This window comes from Mycobacterium sp. HM-7 (assembly GCF_053852335.1).
On record NZ_CM132657.1, the window covers coordinates 2,386,644 to 2,405,217 of the forward strand.

Below are 18,574 nucleotides of genomic sequence, written 5' to 3' on the forward strand. Positions count from 1 at the left end.
GGGCGCCATGACCAATCAGAAGTCCAGTGAGCCGGGCGCCCGATTTCCGATGACTACCACTGCGGCGGGAGTGCCCGTTTGGTATCCCGAGTTGTTTGACGCTGTCGCCGACCATGTCCAGGCAGGACGCCAACGCGCCGTTGCGGCAGCCAACCAAGAATTGGTCGTGACGTATTGGCAAGTTGGGAGAGAGATCGTAGCCCGCATGGAGTTCGAGGGCTGGGGTGCTCGCGTCGTTGATCGCTTGGCTGACGACCTACGCGAGCGCTTCCCAGACGCCAAGGGATTCTCGCCTCGGAACCTCCGGTACATGCGAACATTCGCAGAGGCATGGCCGGACTGGCCAATGTTGCAACGCAGCGTTGCAACATTGCCGTGGCGACATCAGATCGCGTTGCTGGAGAAGTTGGATAGCCCTGAACTGCGGTTATGGTACGCGGAAGCTGCTGTCGAACAGGGTTGGAGTCGAGATGTGCTCGTCCATCAAATCGACGGACAGCTCCATCTACGGACGGGACGGGCGGTCACCAACTTCGCCAGTACGCTCTCGCCGGCCGACTCCGACTTGGCGCAACAGGCCACCCGCGACCCATACCTGTTCGATTTCGTCGGCATCGCAGATGTCCGTCGCGAGTATGACCTGGAGCGAGCGCTCACCGACCACGTCGAGACGTTCCTGCTCGAACTCGGTCAGGGCTTCGCGTTCGTCGGACGCCAGGTCCACTTGGAAATCGGCGACACCGACTTCTACGCCGATCTGCTCTTCTACCACCTGCGCCTCCGGTGCTTCGTCGTGATCGAGCTCAAGGTGGGCGACTTCGATCCCAGCTACCTCGGACAGCTCGGCATGTATATGGCTGCTGTTGATGACCTGCTGAGTCATCCTGACGACAAGCCCACTATCGGCCTGATCCTGTGCAAGACCAAGAACAACGTCGTCGCCGAGTATGCACTGCGCGGATACACCGCACCTATCGGCGTCGCCGAGTGGAAGACCGCGATCACTGCGGGCTTGCCCGACGAACTCGAAGCCAGCTTGCCCACAGTCGAAGAACTCGAAGCCGGACTCGAAGACGAAACGCGTCAAGGAGATACGTCATGACCGGATTCAGTGAAGCTGATTGGGAGTTGATCGCACTCGACACCCTCGGTGAACATGAGTGGAGCACATCGACCGGCACCCAGATCGCACCGGGTACCGATGACGGCCGCGAGTCCTGGGCCGACATCGTGCTACCCGCCCGCATGCTCGCCAAGATGCGTCAACTCAACCCCGGCGTGCCCGCCGAGTACCTGGATCAGGCGCGGGCCGCGATCATCCAACCGCAATCGCAGGACGCCGTCGCCGAGAACTACCGGCTGCACGCCTATCTCGTAGAGGGCTACCGCGGCATCAGCTACATCGACTCCGATGGGATCGAGCAGAACCCGACCATCCGGCTGGTCAGCCATAAACCCGACGAGAACGAATTCCTTGCGGTACAACAGGTTACGATCCGAACCGCGGAGAAGCACCGCCGCTTCGACATCGTGCTGTACCTCAATGGCATGCCGGTCGCCATCGTCGAACTGAAGCAAGCCGGCGCCAAGCACGCCGACATTGCCGCGGCGCACGCCCAGTTGCAGACCTATCTGCACGAATTCCCGATGGCATTCCGGTTCGTCGTACTCACCGTCGTCAGCGACGGCATCACCGCCCGCTACGGCACCCCGTTCACCCCGCTGGAGCACTTCGCACCGTGGAATGTTGATGACGATGGTCGGCTCGTCACCCCGGGAGACGTTGCTGTCGGCGATGACGTACCGATAGAGCTGGAAACCCTCATCGACGGCCTGTTCAACACTGAGCGGTTTCTCCAACTGCTGCGCAACTTCACCGCGTTCGACCAGGACGGCGATGGACTGACCAAGCGAATTGCCAAGCCGCATCAATATTTTGCGGTGACCAAAGCCGTCGGATCGACCGTGCAGGCCGCTGAGACCAACGGCAAAGCCGGCGTTGTCTGGCACACGCAGGGCTCGGGAAAATCGATGGAAATGGAGCTCTACGCACATCTGGTCGCGCAGCAGCCCAAGCTGAAGAATCCGACCATCGTCGTGGTGACTGACCGCAAGGAACTCGACTCGCAGCTGTTCGAGACGTTCAACCGGTCGCGACTTCTTGCCGAGTCGCCGGTGAAGGTAACCAAGCGGTCCGAGTTGCGCACGGAACTGTCCAACCGCACGACCGGTGGCATCTACTTCACCACGCTGCAGAAGTTCGGACTCACCAAAGCAGAGAGGGACTCTGGGGCCGATCACCCGCTGCTCACCGACCGTCGCAACGTCATCGTCGTCGTCGATGAAGCCCACCGCAGCCACTATGACGACCTCGACGGTTACGCCCGGCACATCCGCGACGCGCTGCCCAACGCTGTGTTCATTGCCTTCACCGGCACACCTATCTCGGAGGTCGATCGCAATACCCGCGACGTATTCGGCCCGAACATTGACGTCTACGACCTGACCCGCGCTGTCAAGGACAACGCCACTGTCCCCGTGTATTTCGAGCCGCGTCTGGCCAAGGTCGGCTGGTCGGAAGACTTCAGCGAGGATGACCTCGACCACGCTGTCGATGAGGCCACTCTGGGCCTTGATGATGTGGAACGCGCGCAGATCGAGAAATCGGTGGCCGTGATCAACGCCATCTACGGTGCGCCGGAGCGTCTCGCCAAGCTCGCCAATGACATTGTCACGCATTGGGAATCACGTTCAGAAGCCATGCGCCCGTTCATCGAGTCGCCCGGGAAAGCCTTCATCGTCGGCGCGACACGTGAGATTTGCGCCCGCCTCTATGAGGAGATCATCAAACTGCGTTCCGGGTGGCACAACGATTCGGAGCTGGAGGGTGCAATCAAGGTCGTCTACTCCGGTTCGCCTCAGGATCAGGGTCTGATCGCCAAACACGTTCGCCGCGAAGCTCAGAACAAGACGATCCAGAAGCGGCTTCGCGACCCTGATGACGAATTGCAGATCGTCATCGTCAAAGACATGATGCTGACCGGCTTCGACGCCCCGCCGTTGCACACCTTGTATTTGGACCGCCCGTTGCGGGGTGCCTTGCTTATGCAGACGCTGGCTCGCGTCAACCGCACCTTCCGAGGCAAGCCCTCGGGGCTGCTGGTGGCATATGCGCCGCTGGTGGACAATCTCGCCACGGCGCTCGCCGAGTACACCGACACAGACCGCGCTGAACAGCCTGTCGGCAAGGACATCGACTCGGCGGTAAGAGTGACCGAGGACCTTGTTGCGCAACTCGATGAGCTGTGCGTCGGCTTTGACTGGCGTGCGAAGGCGCCGACGATCGGGTGGATCAAGACCGCGGCTGGGCTCACCGAGTATCTGCGCTCGCCGGCGACACTCGGCAATCAGGTCGCCGAAGGTGAAGCGACTCTGGGGGATCGGTTCCGCATGCTGGTCAGTCAGTTGGCGCGGGCGTGGTCTCTGTGCTCCGGCAACGAGACTCTGGATCGGCTGAGGGACACCGTCAAGTTCTACGAGCAGGTCCGGGTCTGGATGGGCAAATACGACGCCCAGCAGCGCCAGGCCGAGGGTAAGCCCATCCCCGATGACATCAAGCGACTGTTGGCCGTTCTGGTCGATGAGTCGACGGCGTCCGGCGGCATACTCGACATCTATGAGGCTGCCGGCCTGCCGAAACCGTCGTTGTCGGACCTGACGCCCGAGTTCGAGGTGAAGGCGAAGAACGCCGCCAACCCGCACCTGGCGATCGAAGCGTTGCGGGCACTGCTGACCAAAGAGATGGGCGTGGTGACTCGCAACAATCTGGTTCGGCAGCGCGCGTTCTCGGACCGCGTCGCCGAGCTGATGCGCAAATACACCAACCAACAGCTGACTGCAGCAGAAGTGATCGCCGAGATGATCGCGCTGGCCAAAGAGGTCGCTACCGAGGGTGACCGGGGTAAGCGCTTCACACCGCCGCTATCCCATGACGAGCTGGCCTTCTATGACGCGGTGGCCGCGAACGAGTCCGCGGTCGAGTTGCAGGGCGAGGATGTACTCGCGCAGATCGCCCGTGAACTGGTTGCGGTGATGCAGCGCGACACCAAGACCGACTGGACTGTGCGTGACGACGTGCGCGCCAAGCTGCGGTCGTCCATCAAGCGGTTGCTGGTCAAGTACAAGTACCCGCCGGACAAGCAGCCCGCGGCCATCAAGCAGGTGATCGAGCAGATGGAAGAGCTCGCGCCGCAGTATGCCGAGCGAGCTCGAAATACGAAGGGGGAGTACCTATGAGGGATCGGTTGGGCGCCATGGTTGCGCTCGCGCGAGATCGGTACGGGGTCCAAGTGAACCTTCAGCGGTTGCGGGATCAAGTTGCCCTGATGGACGAGATGCCGGCGGAGGGGGCCGAAGACGAGGTGATCCACCAAGAGGTCATCAGCAAGCTCCCGCCACGGTTGGTGAATGAGAAGCGGAACACGTGGGCGTACCTGGAAGCTGAGGTGACGGAGCCCATCGATCCCGCATCGGTCCGACACGACGAGCTGAGCACGATTCATTGGTACGACCGTGCCGATCGGGCCACGGTGGATTCACCCGAACCAGTGGGCATTCCCGGCGACTACCGGGGCGTCGATCCGATCGAGGATGTCGCGCTGCCGCCACAAATGGCCTGGTCCGAGTCGGACAAGAAGGCGGCACTGGAAGAGGCGATTCGGGTCTACGGTATCGAGCCGGGGCAGTGGTTCGACCTCGAATGGCCCCCCGTAGCGCACCTGTGGGATCCCGGCATCGTCTATCAGACCGACTTCCTGCCATGTGACGACCATGCCGAACTCGGCGGCGACGATGAGTGCCCTGAATGCCAGGCCTCCGTCGAGGATGCGGTCGAGCGGATGGCGCAATGGAAGTGGACGACGACGCTGCGGATCAACGCAATCGCATTCGACGACGATGGCCGCGAGCGCAGTACCGAAGTGCACGTCGAGCAGGGGTACGAGGTCGCGACAACCGACCAGGATCCGCGGGACGTATTGATTGGTCCACCGGGCCGTGATCGGCACTGGTAACGGCAGCGCCATTTCACCGCTGTAGCGCAGATAACCCCTGTCGAGGCTGACGCCGGCAGGCAGGCGGGTGCTGCTGCGGTCAGTCATCGCTATGCCCACGTCGGACCGGCGGCCGCCCCGGCATGGGCATAGCGGCGCAACCTGCGCTACCACCTATACGTCGAGCTGGTTGGTGCGCTCGGGGTGCCACTGCTCACTGCCGACCGCCCGCTGGCGAAAGCGCCCGGTTGCCGTGCGCAGTTGATGTCATCTAGGTACCGCGCGGCTAGTTCGCCGCGTGATACGCCTCGACGATGTCGGCCTTGATGCGTCCACGGGCCGCGACGTCGTAGCCGTTGTCCTGCGCCCATTCGCGGACGGCGGCGAGCTGTTCCTTCGAAGACGCGGCCTTCTTGCCGCGGCCGCGCGATGCGCCGCTCTTGGTGGACCGGCTGCTCGGCTCGGCGACCTTCTGGGCCCGGGCACGGCGGCCGCCGACCCTGGTGGCAGCGTCCAGGTAGGGCGCCAACGCCTTTTCGAATTTCGCCACGTTCGCAGCGGAAAGATCGATCTGGTAATCAACCCCACGGACCGAGAAGTTAATCCGTTCACCGGTGTCGTCGGTGATTTCTGTGCCGTTAATATCGTCAACAAGCTGGACGACAATGCGTTCGGCCACGAATGATCTCCTTTATCGGGGGTGTTCGGCCGAGAGTGTATCTACTAAAAATAAGGACAGCACCCCGGCCTCTTGATCACCGGCAGTCCGGCGCCGTTCCAGTTCTTCTCTGCGCGCTAATCCGGCTAAATTCCGGAATTCCCGGTAAGTGGTAATTACCACGGCCCCAAGCTGATTCGTCCGCTCGTGCGCGTGCGGAGGTAATCAGTCCACGTCGTGGTGGCACACCGCTTCCAGCATGATGCCGAACGGGTCCAGCCAGAACGTGGCGAAGTACGGCGGTGGATATTGGGGGAACGACTGCGGTGTATGCAGGACCTCGCCGCCGGTCCGCTGGACGAACTGATGGACGCGCTCAACCGCGGATCGGGTCTTGACCATAAAAGCGAGGTGTTGCAGCCCGGCGCGGTGTCGCGAGTGCTCGCCGGGCTCGGCGGCCGGATAGAAGAACAGGAAGGTGCCAGGTTTGCCGCCGGCCGGGCGAAAGGCGAACTCTTGGGTGGAGGCAATGAATGGTTCAAAACCTACCAATGGCATGAATTCGTCGTAGTAATTCTTCGCCGCACTGAGGTCGGGCACGTTGACGCCGAGATGGCCGAGCACGATCCGACTCTAATCCCGGCCGCTACCGGTCGGCTCACGCGACGCCGAGCTCAGGCACGCCGCGACCGCGCCGCTTGTTGACGACGAACACCACCGCGCCGATGCCCAGCCATACGATGCCGCCGATCTTGGCCAGGGAATCGGCGTTGATCAGCACGTAGCCGATGATGAGGAAACCCAGGGTCGGCACCACCAGGTGCAGTAGATAGTTCCGCGACTTCTTTCGGCCCAGGTAGTACCAAACCACCGATACGTGCAGCAGGCAGAAGGCAAACAGTGCACCGAAGTTCACCAGTGACGAGATGAGCGCGATCTGGCCGACGAAGAACAGCACCAGCACCACGCTGATCGCACTGACCAACAGGATCGCGGCGAACGGCACCTTGCGGGAGCTGACGCTGGACAGGAAAGCGGGCAGTTGGCGGTCGCGGCTCATCGAGAACAGCAGTCGGCTGGTCGCCGCCTGCGCGGCCATCGCGTTGGCGAATCCCACGGCGAGCACGTTGACGACGAAGAACGCGTTCATCCACCCCGTGCTCGACGCCGCCTCGACCAGTTTGAAGAATGCGTTGCCTGCTTCGTCGTCGCTGAACGATGCCCGGCCGCCGGCCAACAGGCTGGCCAACCAGGTCTGGCCGATGAAGAGAAATGCGACGATGAACAACGCCCCGACCATTGCTTTACCGGCCGGATTGCGCGTGCCCGTGGATTCCTCGGCGAGTGTCGAAATGCCGTCGAAACCAAGGAAACTCAGGACAGCAATCGACAGTGCGGCGGCGATCAGCGGCGCGCTGACGGTTTCCGGGTTCCAGAGCGGCGTGGTGCTCCAGTGCACATCGGGTAGCGAATCACCATTGATGGCCCGCACCGCGATGACCACGAAGATCGCGAGGAAGACCAGTTCGAGAACCAGGAACAACCTGTTGGCCACCTTCAGGGAGTCGACGCCGAGCAGGTTGATCACGGTGTTGACGAGGACGAACACCAGTGCCCACAGCCACCGTGGTGTGCCGGGGAACAAGCCGATCATCGACTCGGCGGCCAGTACGTACAGCAGCGTCGGAATCAGCAGGTAATCCAGCAGAATCGCCCAGCCGGCGAAAAAGCCTGCGGCGGGGCGGATTCCGCGGCCGACATACGAGAACACCGATCCCGCAAGCGGAAACGACTTGGCCATCTGTGCGTAGGCCGTCGCGGTGAACACCATCGCGACCAAGCCGATGAGATAGACCAGGGGCACCATGCCGCCGGCGCTGTTGTACACGACGCCGAAGATGGTCCACGGCGCGATCGGCACCATGAACACCAGGCCGTAGACGACGAGGTCGGCGGTGGACACGGAACGATTGAGTTCCTGTTTGTAGCCGAATGATTCGAGGGCACGTTGGCCTTCGCCGGTGGCGAGGCGAGCGGTGGTTGCCATGGCAGTCCTATCGGGTCGAGCGGATGGGTTCAGACCAGGGCGTCGGTGGCCAGATCGTGGTTGGCGAGGAATGCGGCGACGACGGCGCGAAATTCTGCGGGCTTCTCCAGGTGCGAGCAGTGACTGGTGTCGGGAAACACATGGCTGATCGCGCCGGCGACGTTGTCGACATACGGCTGCCAGGACGCGGGCGTGGCCTCGTCGAACTCGCCGGCGAGCACCAGTGTCGGCGCGGCGATTTCGGGCAGGCGGTCGATGACGCTCCACCCGTTCAAGGTGCCGACGACGTGAAATTCGTTGGGCCCGTTCATCGTGTGATAGACGGTGGGCTCCGCCTCCATCTGTGCGATGGTGTCGATCAGGTCTTGTGGGGTGGGTACGACGCGGCACAGGTGCCGCGCGTAGAACTCGTTCGTCGCCGCCACGTATTCGGGATCGGTAACCGTGCCCGCTTCCTCGTGCCGGGTCAGCGCGGCGCTGATGTCGGGCGGCAATTGGGTGCGCAGCTCGGCGCAGCCGGCCATCCAGAGTTCCATCGATGCGGGGGAGTTGCAGATGACGAGCGACGTCAGCCCCGAGGGGCGGCGCACGGCGATCTCCGCGCCCAGCATGCCGCCCCAGGACTGACCCAGTAGGTGGTACTCGTCGATGCCGAGCGCGGCACGAACGGTGTGAAACTCCTCGACGAACAGCTCGGGTGTCCAGAACCCGGCAGGGGCATCGGGAAGGTGGGTGCTGTTGCCGCAGCCGAGTTGGTCGTAGTGGATGACGGTGCGCCCGGTTTCGTCGGCCAACTCGGCGATGTTGCGCACGTAGTTGTGCGCCATGCCCGGCCCGCCGTGCAGGACGAACAGCGGAAGCGCCGCCGGATCGGGTGATTCAGGGGTGGTGATCTGGACCCAGGTCTCGTGTTCGCGAAACGGCACCCGGTGGCTCGTGGTCGGCATGACGGCCAGCATGTGGCATTAATGGTCTCGTGACAAGACCATTAATCGAGATTTAACAATCCGTGTCGATACTCTGTGTGGCGACGGAAGGGAGCCGGCGATGACACATCTCCAGGGTGTGGACACCCCCGGCCTACTGGACCGTGAGCTCGAATCGTCCTCCCGGGTCGACGAGATCACCGACCGGCTGGTGACCGCCATCGCCATCGGCGAATACCTGCCCCAGGCCCGGCTACCCGCCGAGCGAGAATTGGCCGCGTCACTACGTGTCGGCCGGATGACGGTGCGCGCGGCGCTCGCGCGGTTGGTGGACCGCGGCCTGGTGGAGACTCGGCGGGGCCGGGGTGGCGGGTCGTATGTGCTGCAGCAATGGCCGGATTCGTCCACGGAAGCCGTGGTCCGAACCCTGCGGATGCGGGTCGACGAGATTCGCGACCGGTGCGACGCGATCTGCCGTATGCACGGCGCGATAAGCCGTGCCGCCGCCGAATCTCGCACCGACGCCGACATCGGCGTCCTGCGGCAGCGCCTCGAGGACTACCGCCGGGCCGATAGCGGACTGGCTGCCCAGCAGGCGGACAGCGCTCTGCACCTGGCGATCATGGATGCCGCCCACAACTCCGTCCTCAAGCAGGTGCTGCTCGAACTGGAAGCGTCGGTCAGCATCGGCGCACCCGCCCACGTCTGGGGTGAGCCGGCGACGATGCGGGCGATGGAACAGCGGGCGCTGGGCGAGCACACGACGCTCGTCGACGCCATCGCCGAAGGCCACGGGGACGACGCCGAAGCGCTGGCGCGCGCGCACGTCGCCATCGATTTCGAGAACATCTCGGCGGCCATGCGGCGTGCCGGGATGCTCATCGACTGAGCGTGCCGCCTGCCGCCACCCGTCGGGGGTGGGCGGCGGTGCAAATCCGAGTGGAACCAGCGGGTAATCTTGTTGCCCGTGAGCACCAGCGGAATTGATGTCAGCGCACGTGTGGGCACCGTGCTGACTGCCATGGTGACGCCGTTCGGCCCGGACGGCTCGCTTGATCTGGCTGGTGCGAAGAAGGTAGCCAAGTATCTGGTCGACAAGGGGTGCGACGGCCTCGTCGTCTCCGGCACCACCGGCGAATCGCCGACCACGACCGACGACGAGAAGATCGCCCTGCTCGAGGCGGTTCTCGAAGAGGTCGGCGACCGCGCCCGAATCATCGCCGGCGCCGGCAGCTACGACACCGCGCACAGCGTCCACCTGGCCAAGGCCAGCGCCGCTGCCGGCGCGCACGGCCTGCTCGTGGTGACGCCGTACTACTCGAAGCCGCCGCAGGCCGGCCTCGTCGCGCACTTCACGGCGGTCGCCGATGCCACCGACTTGCCGGTGATCCTCTACGACATCCCGCCGCGCTCGGCGGTCCCGATCGAGTGGGACACCATCCGGACGCTGTCGGCGCACCCGAATATCGTCGCGGTCAAGGACGCCAAGGGCGATCTCAACGGTGGTGGGCAGGTGATGGCCGAGACCGGATTGGCCTATTACTCCGGCGACGACACTCTCAACTTGCCGTGGCTCGCCATGGGCGCCACCGGATTCATCAGCGTCTGGGGCCACGTGGCTGCCGCGGAGTTGCGCGCGCTGCTGTCGGCATTCAATTCTGGCGACATCGCGACCGCGCGCAAGATTCATGTGGGCTTGCACTCGCTCGGCGAGGCGCAGAACCGACTGGGCGGCGTCACCATGAGCAAGGAGGGTCTGCGGTTGTTGGGCATCGAGGTCGGCAACCCGCGGTTGCCGCAGGTGCCCGCGACCGCCGACCAGCTGACGGCACTCGCCGCCGACCTCCGTGCAGCATCGGTGCTTGCGTGACCAGACCTGACTTCGCACCGCCCGGCCCTTTGGAGCCGGGCGGTCTGCGTGTGACGGCGCTGGGCGGCATCAGCGAAATCGGCCGCAACATGACCGTTTTCGAGCACCTCGGCCGACTGCTGATCATCGACTGCGGCGTGCTGTTCCCGACCCACGACGAGCCCGCCGTCGACCTGATCCTGCCCGACATCCGGCACATCGAAGGCCGGCTGGCCGACATCGAGGCGCTGGTGATCACCCACGCCCACGAGGACCACATCGGCGCGATCCCGTATCTGTTGAAGATGCGGCCGGACATCCCAGTGGTGGGCTCGCGGTTCACCCTGGCGCTGTTGGCGGCCAAATGCCGTGAGCACCGGATCAAGCCGAACATGCAGATCGTCGCAGAGGGGCAGCGCAGCACCCACGGCGTGTTCGAGTGCGAGTACTTCGCGGTCAACCACTCGATCCCCGACGCCCTGGCCATCGCTGTGCACACCGGTGCCGGCACGGTGCTGCACACCGGCGACATCAAGCTGGACCAGTTGCCGCCGGACGGCCGCCCCACGGACCTGCCCGGTATGTCGCGCCTCGGCGAGCAGGGCGTCGACCTGCTGCTGTGCGACTCGACCAACGCCGAGATTCCCGGGGTCAGCCCATCGGAGAGCGAAGTCGGCCCGAACCTGCACCGGCTGATCCGCGGCGCCGACGGCCGCGTCATCGTGGCGTGCTTTGCCTCGAACGTCGACCGCGTGCAGCAGATCATCGACGCCGCCGTGGCGCTGGGCCGCAAGGTGTCGTTCGTCGGCCGCTCGATGGTCCGCAACATGGGCATCGCCAAGGAACTCGGTTTCCTCACCGTCGACGATGACGACGTCATCGATATCGGCGCGGCCGAACTGCTGCCGGCCGACCGGGTCGTGCTGATCACCACCGGCACCCAGGGTGAGCCGATGGCGGCGCTGTCCCGGATGTCCCGCGGTGAGCATCGCAGCATCACCCTGACCGCGGGTGACCTGATCATCCTGTCCAGCTCGCTGATCCCCGGCAACGAGGAAGCCGTCTACGGCGTGATCGACTCGCTGGCCAAGATCGGTGCCCGCGTCGTCACCAATCAGCAAGTGCGCGTGCATGTTTCCGGTCACGCCTACGCCGGCGAGCTGCTGTTCCTCTACCGCGGGGTGCGGCCGCGCAACGTGATGCCGGTGCACGGCACCTGGCGACACCTGCGGGCCAACGCCAAACTCGCGGTGCGCACCGGAGTGCCGGAGGAGAACGTCGTGCTCGCCGAGAACGGCGTCAGCGTCGACCTGGTGGGCGGGCAGGCGCGGATCGCCGGCGCGGTGCCCGTCGGCAAGGTGTTCGTCGACGGTCTCGTGCTCGGCGACGTCGGTGACGCCACGCTGGGCGAAAGGCTCACGCTGACTTCAGGTTTCATCGCCGTCACCGTGGTGCTGAGCCGCGAGTCCGGCAAGCCGGTGGCTCCGGTGTACCTGCACTCGCGCGGCTTCTCGGAGGACCCCAAAGCCCTCGAGCCGGGCACCGAGAAGGCGCAGGCGGCACTGGATGCCCTTGTCTCCGAACAGGTTACCGATCCCGCGCGCATCGCCCAGGCGGTGCGGCGGGCCGTCGGCAAGTGGGTCGGCGAGGCTTACCGGCGGCAGCCGATGATCGTGCCGACCGTCCTCGAGGTCTGACTCAGCGCTTGTTGACGAAGCCCGCGTCCACGGGCAGCGTCACGCCGGTGATGTACCGGCCGGCATCGGAAACCAGCCACGCCACCGTATTGGCGATGTCCTCGGCCTCGAGGACCTGCACCGGTAGCGCATTCGTCATGTCCGGGCCCGCCTTGGTTTCCTCGGTCAACTGGCTCAACCACTTCCGGGTGAACTCGTTGTCGATCATCGGGGTGTCCACCCCGGCCGGATGGATCGAGTTGACCCGGATGTTCTGCGACGCAAGCAGGTTCGCGTACACCCGCATCAGACCGACCATGCCGTGTTTGGCGGCGGCGTAGCCCACCGACCCGGCCATCGGGGAGGCCAGCCCGACCAGTCCGGCCACCGAGCTGATCAGCACGATCGACCCGCCGTTGCCGGCCTGGACCATCGGCCGCATCGCCACGTCTATCGTGTTGTAGACGCCCGTGAGGTTGACGTCGATGACGTCCTGCCAGGCATCTTCACCAGCCATGGGGGCGATTCCGGCGTTGGCGATGACGATGTCCAGCCGCCCGCCGAGTTCGTCGACGCCGGCCTTGAGCGCGGTCTTGAGGGCGCCCCGGTCGCGGACGTCGGCCTGTTGCGCGACTATCCGTGCTCCGTTGTCCTCGACCAGCTTGACCGTCGCGGCCAGATCGTCGGCCGTGGCCATGGGGTAGGGGACCGATGCGATCTGGTCGCACAGGTCGACGGCGATGATGTCGGCGCCCATCGACGACAGCTTCACCGCGTGCGCGCGGCCCTGGCCCCGCGCCGCGCCGGTGATGAAGGCGACCTTGCCGCTGAGCTCACCCACGGAGTTGTCCCTTCGCCGGATCGCCGGCGACCACAGGCGCGAGCATCTTGATGTCGGGCGCGCCGTCGAGGTGCTCGCCGATGGCGCCGAACAGCTTGCCGATGGCCGGGGCGGTGCTGTGGGTCTTGATGGCTTCGGCGTCGGCCCACTGCTCGACGAAGACGAAGGTGCCGCCGTCGGCTTCGTGGAGCGAATAGAGCTCACAGCCGGGTTCCCCGTGGACGGCGTCGACGGCCTCGACGCACGCGGTGCGGACCAGGTCGACGGACTCGGGCTTGGCCTTCATGGTGGCGACGACAACGACGGGCATGGGCGAACTCCTCGATAGATAGCTGGACTAGACAGGTGTCCACGTTAGCTCGGGCCTCCGATCGGGTGTGACGTGGCTCCCACCGGCCGGTGACCAGCGGGTATGCGGACCAGGTCGTGACCTAAGCGTTACGTGTGTGGCAGATGGTGCAGATGGGATAAAAGCGACTAGGCTGGCAGCCATGGCGAGTAAGACCGCAACGAGCTCAGCTAACCGGGCCAAGGCCGGGTCGGCGAATCGTGGCGCAGCCGGTTCGGGGGCGCGTTCATCGAAGTCAGGCAGTGCAAAATCGGGCCGGCCGGCACGGCCGCCGGCGCCGAAATCGCCCGCTCGTAAGCCGGCCCGCAAACCCGCGCCCCATCCATCTCCGGTTGCAACCGCCGGTGCGGCGGTAGGTCGTGGCGCCCGTGCCGGCTGGCTGATGCTCGCCAAAGGCGCCGGAACCACCGCCCGCAGTGTCGGCCGCGCCAGGGAACTCGAGCCCGGGCACCGCCGTGACGGCATCGCGCTGGGGCTGCTCGGCATCGCCTTCCTGATCGCGGCGAGCTCGTGGTTCGACGCGGCCCGGCCCGTCGGCGCGTGGATCGACTACGGCGTCCGCACCGTCATCGGGTCGGCGGTCGTCGTGCTGCCGGTGCTACTGCTGGCGCTGGCCGTCACGCTGATGCGGACCCATCCGAACCCCGACGCGCGGCCGCGGCTGATCCTCGGCGCCACCATGATCGGGCTGCCGGTACTGGGGCTGTGGCACGTCTGGGCCGGTGCGCCCGCCGAGCCAGGGGAGCGCCGCGGCGCAGCCGGGTTCGTCGGCTTCGTCATCGGCGGCCCGCTGTCCGACGGGCTGACCGTCTGGATCGCCACCCCGCTGCTCATCATGGGCGTGCTGTTCGGCCTGCTGCTGATCACCGGCACGACGATCCGAGAACTGCCCGACACCCTGCGCTACATGGTCTCCGGTCGCCTGCGCGGCGACCACGGCGACGACTACGAGGCCGCGGACGGCTACGACGATGGCTTCGGCGGAGACTTCGCCGATGATTTCTCTGACGGCTACTACGACGACCCGAGCTACTCGCGCGACGAACCCGAGGCCTGGCCCGGTTCGGACCAGACCACCGCCGCCATGACGCGGCCGCTGGGCCGCACGCCGATGGACAACTACCCGGTCGAACCCGCCGCGGACGAGGCGCCGACCACGCCCGAGCCGGCGGCCAAGCCGTCGCGCCGTCGCAAGGCCCAGAACGTCGCGGACCCGGTGCCCACCAAGGCCAAGGCCCTCGAGAAGGCGCCGGCCAACGACGACGGCCTGACGCTGGACCGCGTCATCGAGGGCGATTACACGCTGCCGCCGCTGGACCTGCTGGCCGACGGCGACCCGCCCAAGCGGGTCGGCCGTGACAACGACCGCATCATGTCGGCCATCTCCGAGGTCATGGAGCAGTTCAAGGTCGACGCCACGGTCGTCGGCTTCCAGCGTGGCCCGACCGTCACGCGCTACGAGATCGAGCTGGGACCCGGCGTCCGCGTCGAGCGCTTCACCCAGTTGCAGCGCAACCTCGCCTACGCGGTGGCCAACGAGCACATCCGCCTGCTCGCCCCGATCCCCGGCAAGTCGCTGGTCGGCGTGGAAGTGCCGAACAGCGACCGCGAGATGGTGCGGCTCAAGGACGTGCTGAACGCGCCGAGCACCCGCAAGGACCACCACCCGATGGTGTTCGGCATCGGCAAGGACGTCGAAGGCCACTTCATCAGCTACAACCTGGCCAAGATGCCGCACCTCCTGGTCGCCGGCTCCACCGGCTCGGGTAAGTCGAGCTTCATCAACTCGATGCTGGTGTCGCTGCTGCAGCGCGCGACCCCGGACGAGGTCCGGATGATCCTGGTCGACCCGAAGATGGTGGAATTCCCGCCGTACCAAGGCATTCCGCACCTCATCACGCCAGTGATCATCGACCCCAAGAAGGCCGCCGCCGCGCTGGCCTGGCTGGTCGAGGAAATGGAGCAGCGCTACCAGGACATGAGCGCCAGTGGCGTCCGGCACATCGACGACTTCAACAAGAAGGTGCGCTCCGGAGAAATCACCGCGCCGCTGGGCAGCGAGCGGGTCTACAAGACCTACCCGTACATCTTGTGCGTTGTCGACGAGCTGGCCGACCTGATGATGCAGGCGCCCCGCGACGTCGAGGACGCCATCGTCCGCATCACCCAGAAGGCCCGCGCGGCGGGCATCCACCTCGTGCTGGCCACGCAGCAGCCGGTGGTGTCGGTGGTGACGGGTCTGATCAAGGCAAATGTGCCGTCCCGCATGGCCTTCGGTGTCACCAACGCGACCAACTCGCGCGTCATCCTCGACCAGGTCGGCGCCGAGAAGCTCACCGGTAAAGGTGACGCGCTGTTCCAGCCGTCGGAAGCACCCAAGCCGATCCGTGTGCAGGGCGCCTACGTCAGCGACGACGAAATCCAAGCCGTCGTCGCCTACACCAAGCAGCAGGCCCAGCCCGAATTCATCGACGGCGTCACGGTCAAGACCGTCGAGAAGCGCGACATCGACAGCGACATCGGCGACGACATGGACGTCTTCCTGCAGGCGGTGGAACTGGTGGTGTCGAGCCAGTTCGGGTCCACCTCGATGCTGCAGCGCAAGCTGCGGGTCGGATTCGCCAAGGCCGGCCGCCTCATGGACCTGATGGAGACGCGCGGCATCGTCGGGCCGTCAGAGGGCTCCAAGGCCCGTGAGGTCCTGGTCAAGCCCGACGAACTGGCCGGCACCCTGATGCTGATCCAGGGCGGCTCGGACGCCAACGGCTCGATGGGCGACGACCCCGGATTCTGACCGGTGTTACGGGCATCACACCAGCGCTGATCGGCCGCGCGGATAACAACGACGAGTGATGGCTGACGGCGTCGGTTGTGGGAGGCTGGACTCCTAAGGAGGCTTTGCCGTGGTTGACATTTCGCGCACCGAGGAGCTCGAAGCAGAGTTGGAATCCGGTGGTCGCAGCTGGCCCGCGCTGACGGCGTTCACCGACCTCGGATTCCGCAAGTCGACGGCGCAGCACGTGGTTCCGCTGTTGTACGGGCTTGTCATCGCCGGTGCCGTGGTGCTGTATCTGGCGGGTGCGGTGGTGGCGTTCGAGCTGTCGGCGCTGCTCGGCGTGTTCTGGTTGGTGCTCGCCGGCCCGGTCACCTGCGTGGCGATCGTGCTGGTGGCGCGGGTGGTCCTGGAGTCGCTGAGCGCGTTCATGGCGATGGGTCAGCAGGTCGACGAGCTGAATGAGCTGGTGCTGGAGATCGCCGAGCTGATGATCGGGGTGTCGGACAAGATCGACGTGATTCCGACGCTGCCGTCGTTCGGCCGTGGCGGGCGGTCCCGCCGGCGGGCCGCGATCATGGACATGCGGGACCGGATCGTCGCGCGCCGGGCCGCCTCGACCGACAGCGCCGATTAGCTACAGCGTGACGATCATCCGGGTGTTGCCCAGGGTGTTCGGCTTGACGTAGGAGAGGTCGAGGAACTCCGCCACGCCGGTGTCGTACGACCGGCACATCTCCTCGTACACCTCGGCGGTGACGGGCGTGCCCTCGATCTCCTTGAAGCCGTGCCGGCCGAAGAAGTCGGTCTCGAACGTCAGCACGAAGACGCGCTGCAGCTCCAGTTCCCGGGCCACGCCGAGCAGTTGTGCCACCACCGCGTGTCCGACGCCCATGCCGCGCACCTTGGGGTGGGCCGCGACGGTACGCACCTCGCCCAGGTCGGCCCACAGCACGTGCAGGGCACCGCAACCGACGATCTCGCCGGCGAGCTCGGCCACCCAGAATTCCTGGACCGCCTCGTAGAGGTTCACCAGGTTCTTCTCCAGCAGGATCTTTCCCGCGTAGATGTCGACGATTGCCTTGATTCCCGGGACGTCGGAAGTCCGGGCGCGGCGAACCACCAGCCCTGTGTTGTCGGGTTTCGGTGCGTCGCTCACATGTGGAGGGTATCGGCTGCGTATCGCCCGGTAGGTGACCGGATATCCTGTGTCGATGACAGGCCAGTCAGACACCGATCCGCGCGCCTCACGCGCCGGCGTGGCGAACATCGCCAACCTGCTGACGGGCTTGCGCATCGTGCTGGTCCCGGTGTTCCTGGCCGCCCTGTTCGCCGGTGACGGCCACGAAACGCGCTGGCGCATCGTAGCTTTCGTCGTGTTCGCGGTCGCCGTCATCACCGACCGGTTCGACGGCGAGATCGCCCGCACCTTCGACATGGTCACCGAGTTCGGCAAGCTGGCCGATCCCATCGCGGACAAGGCGCTGATCGGGGCCGCGCTCATCGGGCTGTCGATGCTCGGCGACCTGCCGTGGTGGATCACCGTCGTGATCCTGGTCCGCGAGCTCGCGGTGACGCTGCTGCGGTTCGCGGTGATCCGGCGCGGCGTCATCCCCGCCAGCCGTGGTGGCAAGCTCAAGACGCTGGTGCAGGCCGTGGCGATCGGCCTGTTCGTCCTGCCGCTGCACGAGTGGCAGATTCCGTGGCTGACGACGACCGCGTGGATTTTCATGTGGAGCGCCGTCGTGCTGACCGTCCTGACCGGCATCGATTACGCCGTCTCCGCAGTTCGCCGCCCCTGATTCCGCCCACCCGGGAACCAAAGCGGTGCGTCGCCGCGTTGGTGCCTACAAGACCGTGTAGAACAGGTGGTCCGGCCGGGCTGCGCGGCTGTTACTCAGGGCGAAGGGAAACGCGATGACGACATCTGGGCAAGCGACCCGCCGGGAACCGGTGCTGTTGCGTGAGGTCATCGGTGACGTGCTGCGCCAGGCCCGCACCGGGCAGGGACGCACACTGCGTGAGGTGTCCGACGGTGCGCGGGTGAGCCTGGGCTACCTGTCCGAGGTCGAGCGGGGCCGCAAGGAACCGTCGAGCGAACTGCTGGGTGCCATCTGCGGCGCCCTGGAGGTGCCGCTGTCGCAGGTGCTGGCGGATGCCGCCGAGCAGATGCTGCATACCGAGCGCGCCGCGGCCGACCGCACGGTGGCCAACATCGACGTCGCGACCAAGGTGGTCATCCCGCAGCATCTCGCCATGGCCGTGGCCTGACCCACCACAGGCTGAACCGCAGCAAGACGCATGGCACTCGCCGCGCCGGAATAGCGCATGCGGGCTGCATTCGGCTGTCCATACCCACTAGGTTGGCTGTAGACGCGCTGGCTCCGATGCGGCCGGCAAGCTG

General features: G+C 65.5%; 17 protein-coding genes. 10 read left to right on the forward strand and 7 right to left on the reverse strand.

What is annotated here, in order from left to right:
* Positions 1 to 7 precede the first annotated feature (7 nt).
* From ACWW1C_RS11460 to ACWW1C_RS11470, 3 genes are read left to right on the forward strand one after another with little or no spacing between them, the layout of a single operon-like run.
* Entirely contained in the window at positions 8 to 1,102 is a 1,095-nt protein-coding gene (locus ACWW1C_RS11460; RefSeq protein ID WP_455983545.1) for a PDDEXK nuclease domain-containing protein, read from the forward strand.
* Positions 1,099 to 4,296: a type I restriction endonuclease subunit R gene (locus tag ACWW1C_RS11465; RefSeq protein ID WP_455983546.1), complete on the forward strand. Its 3,198-nt coding sequence runs from the start codon at positions 1,099 to 1,101 to the stop codon at positions 4,294 to 4,296. Before ACWW1C_RS11460 ends, ACWW1C_RS11465 begins: the two co-directional genes overlap by 4 nt.
* Positions 4,293 to 5,072, forward strand: coding sequence for a hypothetical protein (locus ACWW1C_RS11470; RefSeq protein WP_455983547.1), 780 nt, complete (start codon positions 4,293 to 4,295; stop codon positions 5,070 to 5,072). Before ACWW1C_RS11465 ends, ACWW1C_RS11470 begins: the two co-directional genes overlap by 4 nt.
* Before the next feature lie 265 nt (positions 5,073 to 5,337).
* Here the strand turns inward: ACWW1C_RS11470 and ACWW1C_RS11475 are convergent, their stop codons facing one another.
* The 4 genes from ACWW1C_RS11475 to ACWW1C_RS11490 form a co-directional block, all read right to left on the reverse strand.
* Positions 5,338 to 5,730: a histone-like nucleoid-structuring protein Lsr2 gene (locus ACWW1C_RS11475; RefSeq protein ID WP_455983548.1), complete on the reverse strand. Its 393-nt coding sequence runs from the start codon at positions 5,728 to 5,730 to the stop codon at positions 5,338 to 5,340.
* Positions 5,731 to 5,934: 204 nt separating this feature from the next.
* Entirely contained in the window at positions 5,935 to 6,333 is a 399-nt protein-coding gene (locus tag ACWW1C_RS11480; RefSeq protein ID WP_455983549.1) for a VOC family protein, read from the reverse strand.
* Positions 6,334 to 6,367: 34 nt separating this feature from the next.
* A complete protein-coding gene (locus ACWW1C_RS11485; protein ID WP_455983550.1) occupies positions 6,368 to 7,756 on the reverse strand; it encodes an APC family permease in 1,389 nt (462 codons plus the stop codon).
* A gap of 29 nt (positions 7,757 to 7,785) precedes the next feature.
* Positions 7,786 to 8,703 carry a proline iminopeptidase-family hydrolase gene (locus ACWW1C_RS11490; RefSeq protein WP_455983551.1) on the reverse strand — a complete coding sequence of 306 codons (918 nt, stop codon included), beginning with the start codon at positions 8,701 to 8,703 and terminating at the stop codon, positions 7,786 to 7,788.
* 100 nt (positions 8,704 to 8,803) lie between these two features.
* Between ACWW1C_RS11490 and ACWW1C_RS11495 the strand changes: the two genes are divergently transcribed.
* The 3 genes from ACWW1C_RS11495 (at position 8,804) to ACWW1C_RS11505 (ending at position 12,228) form a co-directional block, all read left to right on the forward strand.
* On the forward strand, positions 8,804 to 9,571 hold the full coding sequence (locus tag ACWW1C_RS11495; RefSeq protein WP_455983552.1) for a FadR/GntR family transcriptional regulator: 768 nt from the start codon (positions 8,804 to 8,806) through the stop codon (positions 9,569 to 9,571).
* 78 nt (positions 9,572 to 9,649) lie between these two features.
* Positions 9,650 to 10,552, forward strand: a complete 903-nt coding sequence (gene dapA / locus ACWW1C_RS11500) for a 4-hydroxy-tetrahydrodipicolinate synthase (protein WP_455983553.1) — start codon at positions 9,650 to 9,652, stop codon at positions 10,550 to 10,552.
* A complete protein-coding gene (locus ACWW1C_RS11505) occupies positions 10,549 to 12,228 on the forward strand; it encodes a ribonuclease J (RefSeq protein WP_455983554.1) in 1,680 nt (559 codons plus the stop codon). The genes dapA and ACWW1C_RS11505 overlap by 4 nt, the downstream gene beginning before the upstream one ends.
* 1 nt (position 12,229) lies before the next feature.
* On the opposite strand, the gene ACWW1C_RS11510 is transcribed toward ACWW1C_RS11505, so the two are convergent.
* Positions 12,230 to 13,048: a mycofactocin-coupled SDR family oxidoreductase gene (locus tag ACWW1C_RS11510; RefSeq protein ID WP_455983555.1), complete on the reverse strand. Its 819-nt coding sequence runs from the start codon at positions 13,046 to 13,048 to the stop codon at positions 12,230 to 12,232.
* Positions 13,041 to 13,358, reverse strand: coding sequence for a putative quinol monooxygenase (locus tag ACWW1C_RS11515; RefSeq protein WP_455983556.1), 318 nt, complete (start codon positions 13,356 to 13,358; stop codon positions 13,041 to 13,043). Before ACWW1C_RS11515 ends, ACWW1C_RS11510 begins: the two co-directional genes overlap by 8 nt.
* A gap of 181 nt (positions 13,359 to 13,539) precedes the next feature.
* On the opposite strand from ACWW1C_RS11515, the gene ACWW1C_RS11520 reads away from it, so the two are divergent.
* Both ACWW1C_RS11520 and ACWW1C_RS11525 read left to right on the forward strand, forming a co-directional pair.
* Positions 13,540 to 16,191, forward strand: a complete 2,652-nt coding sequence (locus ACWW1C_RS11520; RefSeq protein WP_455983557.1) for a DNA translocase FtsK 4TM domain-containing protein — start codon at positions 13,540 to 13,542, stop codon at positions 16,189 to 16,191.
* A 109-nt stretch (positions 16,192 to 16,300) separates the two neighbouring features.
* Positions 16,301 to 16,807 (forward strand): DUF4282 domain-containing protein, encoded by a 507-nt coding sequence (locus ACWW1C_RS11525; protein ID WP_455983558.1) that lies wholly within the window; start codon positions 16,301 to 16,303, stop codon positions 16,805 to 16,807.
* Here ACWW1C_RS11525 and ACWW1C_RS11530 read toward each other — a convergent pair whose 3' ends face one another.
* Entirely contained in the window at positions 16,808 to 17,329 is a 522-nt protein-coding gene (locus ACWW1C_RS11530; RefSeq protein ID WP_455983559.1) for an amino-acid N-acetyltransferase, read from the reverse strand.
* Between the two features lie 55 nt (positions 17,330 to 17,384).
* Here ACWW1C_RS11530 and pgsA point away from each other — a divergent pair, with 55 nt between their 5' ends.
* Positions 17,385 to 17,972 (forward strand): CDP-diacylglycerol--glycerol-3-phosphate 3-phosphatidyltransferase, encoded by a 588-nt coding sequence (pgsA, locus tag ACWW1C_RS11535; RefSeq protein WP_455983560.1) that lies wholly within the window; start codon positions 17,385 to 17,387, stop codon positions 17,970 to 17,972.
* Positions 17,973 to 18,087: 115 nt separating this feature from the next.
* A complete protein-coding gene (gene clgR / locus ACWW1C_RS11540; protein WP_455983561.1) occupies positions 18,088 to 18,441 on the forward strand; it encodes a transcriptional regulator ClgR in 354 nt (117 codons plus the stop codon).
* Positions 18,442 to 18,574: the final 133 nt, after the last annotated feature.

What these genes read in the sequence shown, in the direction of transcription:
- ACWW1C_RS11465 (WP_455983546.1), top strand. Translation starts at nt 1,099, where the DNA reads ATGACCGGATTCAGTGAAGCTGATTGGGAGTTGATCGCACTCGACACC.
- pgsA (WP_455983560.1), top strand. Translation starts at nt 17,385, where the DNA reads ATGACAGGCCAGTCAGACACCGATCCGCGCGCCTCACGCGCCGGCGTG.
- ACWW1C_RS11495 (WP_455983552.1), top strand. Translation starts at nt 8,804, where the DNA reads ATGACACATCTCCAGGGTGTGGACACCCCCGGCCTACTGGACCGTGAG.
- ACWW1C_RS11520 (WP_455983557.1), top strand. Translation starts at nt 13,540, where the DNA reads ATGGCGAGTAAGACCGCAACGAGCTCAGCTAACCGGGCCAAGGCCGGG.
- ACWW1C_RS11515 (WP_455983556.1), bottom strand. Translation starts at nt 13,358, where the DNA reads ATGCCCGTCGTTGTCGTCGCCACCATGAAGGCCAAGCCCGAGTCCGTC.
- ACWW1C_RS11460 (WP_455983545.1), top strand. Translation starts at nt 8, where the DNA reads ATGACCAATCAGAAGTCCAGTGAGCCGGGCGCCCGATTTCCGATGACT.
- ACWW1C_RS11490 (WP_455983551.1), bottom strand. Translation starts at nt 8,703, where the DNA reads ATGCCGACCACGAGCCACCGGGTGCCGTTTCGCGAACACGAGACCTGG.
- ACWW1C_RS11470 (WP_455983547.1), top strand. Translation starts at nt 4,293, where the DNA reads ATGAGGGATCGGTTGGGCGCCATGGTTGCGCTCGCGCGAGATCGGTAC.
- ACWW1C_RS11485 (WP_455983550.1), bottom strand. Translation starts at nt 7,756, where the DNA reads ATGGCAACCACCGCTCGCCTCGCCACCGGCGAAGGCCAACGTGCCCTC.
- clgR (WP_455983561.1), top strand. Translation starts at nt 18,088, where the DNA reads ATGACGACATCTGGGCAAGCGACCCGCCGGGAACCGGTGCTGTTGCGT.